The organism is Candidatus Angelobacter sp. (assembly GCA_035607015.1).
Classification (GTDB): domain Bacteria; phylum Verrucomicrobiota; class Verrucomicrobiia; order Limisphaerales; family AV2; genus AV2.
Genome location: DATNDF010000147.1, coordinates 1 through 7,421 on the forward strand (window position 1 = coordinate 1; position 7,421 = coordinate 7,421).

A 7,421-nucleotide genomic window follows, 5' to 3' on the forward strand; every position below is an offset into this window, starting at 1 on the left:
CATCTGATTCTGGCGATCGTCATCGTGCCGCTGGTGTTGATGACGCTGAATCGCGCGCTGAAGCAACGTTTCGAACTGCACCGGAAAATCGCGCGCTGGACCTGGCCGCTGTGGATGTATGTTTCAGTGACCGGCGTGGCAATCTATCTGCTCCTTTACCAGATCTTCCCGCAACGGTGAGGTTACGGTCACTGGCAGCTTGGGGAGAACGCTACTTATTGGAATGATAAAAACATTTTAATAATTTGCGCGACGACCTTCAATAGCGTCATGAGACGCTTGATTATCCCGTCGGTTGTTTTGGGAAACGCGGCTTGGCTTTTGGTGGGCTGTAGTAAACAGATCGAGTTCGCCCAAGGCTGGTCAGTTCCAATCAAATTTGCGGAGTCCGACGACAGCTTGGGAGGAGGAGTAGAATTGTATAAATGGCATGATTCTGTGTTTGCTCTAAAGTCGCAACGCAACCGCACCGCTCTGTGTTTCTTGTTGAATTCCAGTGATAATTCCTGGTCCGAAGCGCCGTTTACCGGCGTTCCTCAAGGATATTTTTGGTCTCGGCCAGCATTGGACCAAGACAATGATAGAGCCTTCTTCGAGGGAAGTTATATGGAAGATGATCAGCTCGCGATTGCAGTGCTTGTGGGGCGGGTGGTCGCAAATGGGAGTTTAACTGTTCGGGACGCTTTAGAGAAGAAATGGATAACAAACATTAAAGCACTTTTTGGTGAAACTGGTCCAAATGTTAAACTGACCGAACCAGGCCGACGTGATTGGCCGGGTTTCGGAATTGGTATCATCAACGGCCAAGATTTCTATATTCCATATTCCTTGGGAGGGCTTGAGGTCACTTACCGTGGTAAAACTCTTTTCACTGACGGCACGAAAGGTCCTGGCAACTGCGGCGTTTTCCACTCGGTCGATTCGGGAACGACTTGGCAGATGGAAAAGATATCCGAATCACTAGGTGGACCCACATCGGTTGTTAGAACCAAGAATCGCTTCTTCTACTTCGCTACGAAAACCGTAATGAATCGAAGTGATCAATTATGGTTTAGCCAGAAATCTGAAGCTAATGGTTCGTGGGACGCTCCGAAATCAGTAATCAAATCTTACGCCAACGGTTACATCGCCGCGCCGCAAGGCGACACAGTTCATTTGTGCTGGCTGGATCGTCGGCATGAAAAAAGGAGACTGAATCTGCTTAATCCAAGTCGCGACAATTTTGAGGTGGCCTACTGCCAGCGAAAAGATTCCGATGCGAACTGGAGTAAGGACGTGATTTTGTCGGAAGGATTGCTTTACTCCTATTCGCCCACTATTTCGGTTGAAGGAGACAAAGTCGTAATTGCATGGGCTGGCGTTCAAACCGCCAAGGACTGGCACACTAACTTCGATCCGAACGACATTTTCTACGTCACGAGCAGGGACAAAGGCAGGACTTGGGCAAAGCCTCTGCGCGTTACAGACAATGTTAAAGCGGGCATCACTGCCGGCGATCCGCACGTTGTGCTTCTCAACGGAATTATTCATCTGTGCTTCATTCAAGGAAAATTGAACTTGAAGCAGGAGTCGGCTGGTTTAACCAAACTCAACCAACCTCCTTGGCCGATTTACTATCAGCAAAGACCTTTTCCCAATTGAGCTAACCACGGTTTCTGCGAATTCGATTGAGGCAACGCGAGTGCTGGCGCCGGCAACGCGGCAGGGTGGTTTTGTGGCCGATTCTTTTTTGAGTGCTGGAGTGGCAACAAGGCCTGCGACCACCTTTACGCACTTCGGACGGCAAAATCTCACGGCAGAAGTTTGCCGACCAGTTCGCTGATGACTTTCCCTTCGGCCCGGCCTGCCGCCTTGCTTTGCACCGCCTTGATGACCTGGCCCATTTGCTTCTTGGTTGTGGCTCCCGTTTCCTGGATGACGGCGCGAACAAGCTCCTCAAGCTCGGATGCGGAAAGTGGTTTGGGAAGAAACGATTCCAGAACCACGATTTCCTGCTTCTCCTTGTTGGCCAGTTCCAATCGTCCGCCTTTCTCGAATTGCTCGACCGAATCGCGGCGTTTTTTCACTTCCTTCTGGATGATGGCGATGACGTCCGGGTCGGAAAGGGAGTCCGTTTTGCGCTCGATCTGGGCGTAGCCGACGGCGGATTTCAGCAGGCGGAGTGTCGAGAGGCGGTCGGCGTCCCTGGCGAGCATGGCGGCCTTCAACTCCTGGGCGAGGCGTTCGAGCAGCGTCATGCGGTCACGGGGAGGCTTTGAGGTTGCGCAGCGCGTCACGGACCTGCGCCGCCTTTTCGTAATCCTCCTGCCGCACGGCCTCTTCGAGAGCGTGTTCGAGCTTCTCGCGTTCCGAGAGCGGGCGTTTGTTCTGAATTTCCTGGAGCCAGGATTCGAGCGAATGAATTTCTCCGCTCTGGTCGAGCAAGTCCTGGCGGGCGTGCTGCCGGTAAAAATCCCGGATCTCGTCCAGACCGTCGCGAATGGCCTCGACGGCCTCCTCGTGTTTGTTGTCGCGCAACGCCTGCATGCCCCGGGCCCGTATGCGCATCATCAACAATTGCGGACCGAACTGCTGGAGGGACCACGAGAGTTCGTCCGACTCGGCGTATTCGTTGACAAACGCGAACACGGTCAGGTTGCGCTCGGTGTCACGGATGACAGCGGGGTAATCCTCCAACTGAAACAGACAGATGTAGCGGTGGTGATACTGAATGGCCTCCTGTTGCAGCTTCGCGCAGTCGTCGGCTTTGAGCGTGAAGCCTTCGTCGCTGGCGCCGTGAATCCGCCGGTACTTTTCGAGTTTCGCCTGGTAATGCTGGAGGAGGGATTCATGGCCGAAGGGCCGCTTGCCGTCGGGCCGGCCGCTGGCGTTCATTTGCAACAGACCGAGGTCCACGCGCAACTGGATCTTTTCGGTCCCATCCTTTGATTTGAATCTCCTGACGGCGACCTCTCCCGGCTGGTAATCCCACTGCTCCAGAAAGTGAGAGATGTCAAAATTCATTCGCCGCAATATGTACGCCGTCATGCCTCAAGTCAACGGGCGAAGCGAACCGCAACGGTTTTTCCGCGGTGTATTGACGCGGCGGACGATCGTCGGAAAAACGCTTGTTTTCAGGCCGCTGGCCGCGGCGGAGTTCGCGGCCTGATAAATCAACCGGCGCGCGGCTGCTCTTGCGGCGGGATCTGCTGCCGACGGGTGGCGGTGTGCGAGCCGAAATTGTCCTTGAATAATCACCGCGGTGAAATACGTTCGCATCGGGCGGAAAAGAGGCTGTCCGCCCATTGAACAGTCAACAGGAGCACTGCCATGTCAACAAAGGCACTACCGAAACAGAAGGTGACCTTCTCCGTCCTGGCCCCCGAAGCGCAAAGCGTGAAGCTGGTTGGCGACTTCAGCGATTGGGAGCTTCACCCGGTGGAGTTGAGAAGGTTGAAAGACGGCCAATGGAAGGCAACACTGGCACTGACCGAGGGAGCGCACGAGTACCGATACCTCGTGGACGGTCAGTGGCGTGACGATCCCGCTTGCGCGACGCGTGTCCCGAACACATTCGGAGGCGAAAACTGCGTTCGCGTTGTGACGTGACGGAAGCGTGGCGTTGCGCTGTGGGCCGTGGTTCAATGGCTGGTCCGGGCCAGCGCCCGCTCGCGCTCCATCAACGTCGGGTGGGAATAATGAAATCCGCTGTAGAGCGGGTGGGGCGTGAGGTTGCTCAGGTTCTTTTCGTTCAGTTTGCGCAAGGCGCCGGTCAACGAGCGCGATTCACCCAGGGTGGCGGCGGCGAACGCGTCCGCCTGATACTCGAAGCGGCGCGACCAGAAATTTTGCAAGGGAGAAATCCAGAATGTAACCGCGCCGTACAAGAGAACAAAAACGAGCAGCGCGGGGGCGAGGTCGTCCGGTGGAAAGCCGAACGCGTCGTAGAACCAGTCCTGTTTTGCGAGCCAGGCGACGGCGTAAAGAGAGACAATCAGTCCGGCGGCCGACCACGCCAGCATTTTCGGGACGTGCCGCTTTTTGCAGTGGCCGACTTCGTGGGCCAGGACCGCCTCGAGTTCGGGTTCGGCCAGTTGCCCGATCAAGGTGTCAAACAGAACGATTTTCCGGAAACGTCCGAAGCCGGTGAAAAAGGCGTTCGAGTGGCGGGAACGTTTGCTGCCGTCCATGACTTGAATCGAGCGCGCGGCGAAGGCGGTCCGCCGGCCAAGTGCCAGCAGGCGCTCCCGCAGGGGGCCTTCCGGCAACGGGGTGAATTTGTTGAACAAGGGCAGGATCAGGACCGGCGCCAGCACGACCATCAATAGTTGAAACCCGAGCACGCACGCCCAGGCCCAGAGCCACCAACGTTCGCCCGTCCATTCGACCAGCTTCAACACGAGCGCCAACAACGGGCAACCCAGCGCCATCGCAAGCAGCGCGCCTTTGAGCCGGTCCAGCCACCAGGTTTTAAGAGTGGTGGTGTTGAAACCGAAACGGTCCTCGAGTTTGAACTGCGAATACCAGTCGAACGGCAGGCCGGGAATGGCCAGTGCAACCACAACCACGAAAAAAAACGCGGCTTGCGACCCTGCCGATGCGCCGAGCCAGCCCGTGAACAGCTTGTATCCCCAGGGCAGCACGCCACTGAACAGGGTGACGAGCAGAACGAGGGTGCTCCAGGTGGTTTCGATCGAGCTGAACCGGTCCTTCGCCATGGTGTATTCGACCGACCTGGCATAAGTCGGCTCGTCAACGACCCCGCGAAGCGGTTCGGGCACCGCATTGGAGTGAGCCAGCACGTGACGACGGTTAAGACTGGAAAACCCAAGCTCGGCCGCCCACCTGACGAGGATCAGCGCGCACGCGGTCAGAGAGGCGATATGCCCCGGATTCATTATCGCCGTGAAAGGTTTCGCTTTCGCGCCTCTTTGTCCAGTAACAGTTGATATTTCCTCGCGCAGCCGGTAAGAGAGGCCACATGGGCGCGCAATGGAAACAGGCCGGACGTGTGGCCAACGCCACAAAACGTGGACAGGCCATCGGCAAGGTCGTCCGCGAAATCATGATCGCGGCGAAGCTCGGCGGCCCCGATCCTGATCTCAACGCGAGGCTTTATGCGGCATTGGGGGCGGCCCGAAAGGCTTCCGTCCCGCGCGACACGATCGAGCGCGCCGTGAAGAAGGGCGCCGGCCAGACCGACGAAAAGATCACCTTCGAACTGGTGACCTACGAGGGCTTCGCGCCGCACAAGGTCCCGGTCATCGTGGAGTGTCTTACGGACAACCGCAACCGCACCGCGCCCGAAGTCCGGCATCTGTTTCGCGCCGGCTCGCTCGGTGCGCCGGGAAGTGTGGGCTTTTTCTTCGACCACGTCGGCGTCGTTGAAGCGATGCACGCGGAAAAGTCGCGCGATGCCGAGACCGACGCGATCGAGGCGGGCGCGCAAAATGTCGAGCCGCTGGAAACTGAGGAGATACCGGAGGGCCACAGTGGCGCGCGCTTCATCACGGAAATCAAAGACCTCGATGGCGTTTCCAAGTTTCTCACCAAGGCCGGCTGGAAGGTGACGGCGGCCGAAATGCGCTATGTCGCAAAGAGCCTTGTCGAATTGACGGAGGCACAGAAGAAGGTCGTCGCGGATTTTCTGAACGCGCTGGACGATCATGATGACGTCCACCGCGTTTACGCGGCAATCAGGTGAATCGCGTTCCGCTCCGGCCGGACATATCCCTTCGCATGGCACGCAAATCATCCCGCCACCTCCTGGATCAACCGGCCTGTGACCCTGCGATCTGGCCGTTGGATGAGAAGACGATCTGTCTCAACCACGGTTCATTCGGAAGTTGTCCGCGGCCGGTGCTCGATTTTCAGCGAAGAATCCGCGATCGCTTCGAACGACGCCCCATTCAGTTTTTCGTGCGCGACCTGGAGGCGCTTCTGGATGGCGCCCGCAACGTGCTGGCCGGCTTTCTCGGCTCGGCATCCGAGGACATCGTGTTCGTGCCGAACGCGACGGCGGGCGTGAACACGGTGTTACGCTCCTTGCGATTCCGGCGCGGGGACGAACTGCTCGTCACCGACCACGAATATAACGCCTGCCGGAACGCGTTGAATTTCGTTGCCGAACGTTCCGGTGCGCGGGTCGTCGTCGCGCGCGTGCCATTTCCTCTGCGAAGCGCAAAACAGGTTACTGACGCGATATTGGGCTGTGCGACGGGACACACGCGGCTGGCGTTGCTGGATCACGTGACGAGCCAGACGGGACTGGTCATGCCGGTTCGCGAACTGGTGGAAGGTCTCGAGAAGCGCGGCGTGGAGACATTGATTGACGGTGCACACGCGCCCGGCATGGTGCGGCTCGACCTCCGTGAACTCGGCGCGACCTATTATACCGGCAATTGTCACAAATGGATTTGCGCGCCAAAGGGCGCCGGCTTTTTATACGTCCGTCGCGACCGACAGAAATTGATCCGTCCGCTCGCCATAAGCCACGGCGCCAATTCGCTCCGGGCCGACCGTTCGCGTTATCTGATCGAGTTCGGGTGGACGGGCACCTGGGATCCTTCCGCGTGTTTGAGCGTGCCGGAGGCTCTGCGCATTGTGGGTTCGTTGCGGCGGGGTGGATGGTCGGCCGTCATGGACCGCAACTGCCGGCTGGCGTTGGCGGCGCGCGAGATTATCTGCAACGCTCTGAGGATCGAGCCTCCGTGCCCCGACGAAATGATCGGCTCGTTGGTTTCGCTTCCACTCCCGGACGGATCCACCGCTTGCTCGTCAAAGTCGCCGCTTTACCTGGATCCGCTTCAGGGCACGCTCCTCAAGAAATTCGGGATCGAAGTCCCGGTGATTCCCTGGCCGGCGCCACCTGGGCGGTTGCTCCGGATTTCAGCGCAACTTTATAACTCACTTCCCCAATACCGGCTGTTGGCCCGCGCGTTGAACGACCAGTTTCGATGATCGGCGCTCAGGCGGCCGGGTTCGGTCGCGTTGTTCAGACCGGCTTGCCAAACGTTCATGGTGCGATATTCTCGCCCGGCAATGCCTCGTTGCCTTCCAGATCAAAATCCACCGGAACCGGAAAGAATCGACACCGAAACGCCCCGCAATGGGATCTCGCGTCCGAACCTCACCCGCAGAAATTTTTTGCGCGCCATTGCGATGGGAAGCACTTTCACCTCGGCGGGGGGCGCTTTTGCGGCGGCACACGCAGAGAAGTCGACACCGGTCCGGCGCTTCGAGGTCAAATCGTTCGAGCTGGATGAGATGAGCATCGCGGACCTTCAGGCGGGCATGAGGTCGGGCAAGTACACTTCGGTCGCGCTGGTCAACAAATACCTGACGCGCATCGGACAAATTGACAAACGAGGTCCGGCGGTCAATGCGGTGATCGAGATCAACCCGGACGCCCTGGCCATCGCGAGATCCCTCGATGAAGAACG

General features: G+C 58.0%; 9 protein-coding genes. 6 read left to right on the plus strand and 3 right to left on the minus strand.

Translation table 11 applies throughout. The features are described from left to right. On the plus strand, positions 1–180 hold a 180-nt coding region (locus tag VN887_05985), incomplete at its 5' end, for a DUF420 domain-containing protein (protein HXT39555.1). Positions 181–270: 90 nt separating this feature from the next. Then, the gene (locus VN887_05990) at positions 271–1,641 is read left to right on the plus strand and encodes a sialidase family protein (protein ID HXT39556.1); all 1,371 of its coding nucleotides are present in this window, start codon (positions 271–273) and stop codon (positions 1,639–1,641) included. 149 nt (positions 1,642–1,790) lie between these two features. Here the strand turns inward: VN887_05990 and VN887_05995 are convergent, their stop codons facing one another. Continuing rightward, positions 1,791–2,237, minus strand: coding sequence for a GatB/YqeY domain-containing protein (locus VN887_05995; GenBank protein ID HXT39557.1), 447 nt, complete (start codon positions 2,235–2,237; stop codon positions 1,791–1,793). Positions 2,238–2,241: 4 nt separating this feature from the next. Next, entirely contained in the window at positions 2,242–3,003 is a 762-nt protein-coding gene (locus VN887_06000) for a UvrB/UvrC motif-containing protein (GenBank protein ID HXT39558.1), read from the minus strand. Between the two features lie 306 nt (positions 3,004–3,309). On the opposite strand from VN887_06000, the gene VN887_06005 reads away from it, so the two are divergent. Beyond that, positions 3,310–3,588, plus strand: coding sequence for an isoamylase early set domain-containing protein (locus VN887_06005; protein HXT39559.1), 279 nt, complete (start codon positions 3,310–3,312; stop codon positions 3,586–3,588). 32 nt (positions 3,589–3,620) lie between these two features. On the opposite strand, the gene VN887_06010 is transcribed toward VN887_06005, so the two are convergent. After that, positions 3,621–4,877, minus strand: a complete 1,257-nt coding sequence (locus tag VN887_06010; GenBank protein ID HXT39560.1) for a M48 family metallopeptidase — start codon at positions 4,875–4,877, stop codon at positions 3,621–3,623. Between the two features lie 83 nt (positions 4,878–4,960). On the opposite strand from VN887_06010, the gene VN887_06015 reads away from it, so the two are divergent. The 3 genes from VN887_06015 to VN887_06025 form a co-directional block, all read left to right on the plus strand. After that, positions 4,961–5,683, plus strand: a complete 723-nt coding sequence (locus VN887_06015) for a YebC/PmpR family DNA-binding transcriptional regulator (protein ID HXT39561.1) — start codon at positions 4,961–4,963, stop codon at positions 5,681–5,683. A 35-nt stretch (positions 5,684–5,718) separates the two neighbouring features. After that, positions 5,719–6,939, plus strand: a complete 1,221-nt coding sequence (locus VN887_06020; protein ID HXT39562.1) for an aminotransferase class V-fold PLP-dependent enzyme — start codon at positions 5,719–5,721, stop codon at positions 6,937–6,939. 186 nt (positions 6,940–7,125) lie between these two features. After that, positions 7,126–7,421: amidase (locus VN887_06025; protein HXT39563.1), on the plus strand; the 296-nt coding region annotated here is incomplete at its 3' end.